The organism is Kitasatospora sp. NPDC004240, from assembly GCF_053603215.1.
In genome coordinates, this window is sequence record NZ_JBSGFD010000446.1 from 1 (window position 1) to 1,473 (window position 1,473).

The 1,473-nt window shown below is 74.9% G+C and carries 3 protein-coding genes; 2 read left to right on the forward strand and 1 reads right to left on the reverse strand.

All coding sequences use genetic code 11. The features are described from left to right. Nucleotides 1-58 precede the first annotated feature (58 nt). Nucleotides 59-478 (reverse strand): STAS domain-containing protein, encoded by a 420-nt coding sequence (locus ACWEQL_RS42410; protein WP_452156969.1) that lies wholly within the window; start codon nt 476-478, stop codon nt 59-61. A 146-nt stretch (nt 479-624) separates the two neighbouring features. On the opposite strand from ACWEQL_RS42410, the gene ACWEQL_RS42415 reads away from it, so the two are divergent. Then, nucleotides 625-936, forward strand: a complete 312-nt coding sequence (locus tag ACWEQL_RS42415; RefSeq protein ID WP_452156971.1) for a helix-turn-helix transcriptional regulator — start codon at nt 625-627, stop codon at nt 934-936. A 120-nt stretch (nt 937-1,056) separates the two neighbouring features. Then, nucleotides 1,057-1,320 carry a DUF6213 family protein gene (locus tag ACWEQL_RS42420; RefSeq protein WP_452156973.1) on the forward strand — a complete coding sequence of 88 codons (264 nt, stop codon included), beginning with the start codon at nt 1,057-1,059 and terminating at the stop codon, nt 1,318-1,320. Nucleotides 1,321-1,473: the final 153 nt, after the last annotated feature.

The following is a 1,473-nucleotide window of genomic DNA, read 5'->3' on the forward strand; positions in this document are numbered from 1 at the left end:
GGCGCGCCGGGCGGCGGCCGCGAGCCGGGGCGGGGCCGCGGGACAGGGACGGGCCCCGCTACAGCAGGTCCGGTGCCAGCAGGGCGCGGGTCTCGGTGAGGTCGAGGAGGTGGGCGACCTGCTCGCTCAGGGCGACCAGGCGCAGACCGCGGCCGGCGGCCACCGCCTCGCGGCGGGTGCGCAGCATGGCGTTGAGGCCGGCGCTGTCGCAGAAGGCGACCGCCGACAGGTCGAGGTCGAGGCCCGCCGGGCCGGCGCGCAGCGCGGCGATCAGCGCGCGTTCGAACTCCGGCGCGGACTCGTGGTCGATCTCCCCGGAGACCCGGGCCGTCACCCGGCCCCCGTCGGAGCCGGCGAGCTCGGCCCTCAGCCGCCCGTTGCCGGAGCTCACCTGCCACAGCTCCCGGTCGAGGGGCTCCCGCGGGCCCGTACGGGCGAGGTCGCGCGGGGTCGTACGGGCGTGGTCGCCGGGGGGCACGGCCCGGTCCTTCCGCCCCGGTGTGGTCGCTCGGCCCGGCATGTCCGCCTCCCTGGAGTCACTCCGGATGACCGCCATCACAGGAATTCTATCTCCGGTATCAGAAAACCGGAATCAGAACTCGTGGGAGCCCGTAGAATGGAGGGGTGCCGACCCCCAACGCGCCCCGCACCTCATGGACGTTCCTGACCAGCCACGCCCGCGTCCTGCTGCTCGTCGCCCGCGACCCCGCGATGCGGCTGCGCGACCTGGCCGAGGTCTGCGGGCTGACCGAGCGCGCGGTGCAGGCGATCGTCACCGACCTGGAGACCGCCGGGTACCTGCGCCGCACCCGGGAGGGCCGTCGCAACCACTACGAGGTGCTGGCCGGGACGACCTTCCGGCACCCGGCCGAGGCCGACCACGAGATCGCCGGCCTGCTGCGGCTGCTGTCCGACCCCGTCGGGCGCACGGACTGACCGGGCGCATGGACCGGCCCGGGCGCATGGACCGGCCCGGTCCGGGCAGACGCCTCCTCCTGCGGGCGGGCCGGTGGCCCCGCCGGCGGTGTCACACCCTCGTCCCGGAAGGCGGTCACCATGGTCAAGGTCTCCCTGCCGCTGGTCTCCGCGTCCGGCGGCCATCTGCTGATCCCGGCCGAGGAGGTCATCACGCTGCTGCGCCGGGTCACCGCCGACTGGGTGGACACCGCGGAGCAGGACGGCAGCTCGCTCGACCCGAGGACCGTCACCGTGCTGGCCACCATCCTCGTCGACCTCGCCGACCAGCTGGACGTCGAGTGCATCGCCCTCGCCTCGGAGGAGTCCGGGGAGAACGGCGACGGGCCCGTGCCGGACGGCTGAGCACGGCCGGCGGAAACCGCCGCCGCCGGGGCATTCAGCTGTTCACGCCGCGTGGGTAAGACCGACCGGCAATAGGGGGGTGGGTGAAGGAGCGGGTCGAGGGCCGAGTCCGGGCGGTGCCGACGAAGGAGCCATGGCGGAGCCCTGGTGACC